1 protein-coding gene is annotated in these 231 nt (G+C 53.7%); it reads left to right on the top strand.

Features of this window, described 5'->3' with window-relative positions:
* On the top strand, positions 1 to 231 hold a 231-nt coding region (locus R0J88_RS24005; protein WP_410901458.1), incomplete at both ends, for a hypothetical protein.

Here is a 231-nt window from a genome sequence, read left to right as displayed (position 1 = left end):
CTGTTCGAGCTGGTGCTGGGCGACGTGGTCGAAGGCCGCCTGCCGAAATTCAGCGAGCTGTCCAAGTTCCCGGAAACCCGTCGTGACCTGGCTTTGATTGCAGGACGTGATGTAGCTTCTAGCGCGGTGCTTGAATTAATTCGTGACAATGCAGGCGAATGGCTCACAGACCTCAGGCTGTTTGATGTCTACCAAGGTAAAGGCATTGATCCTGATAGAAAAAGCCTTGCC

It is taken from the genome of Pseudoalteromonas sp. SIMBA_162 (assembly GCF_046535955.1).
GTDB lineage: Bacteria > Pseudomonadota > Gammaproteobacteria > Enterobacterales > Alteromonadaceae > Pseudoalteromonas > Pseudoalteromonas marina.
Note: the sequence above shows the minus strand (reverse complement) of the source record. Positions and strands in the feature narration are given on the sequence as shown.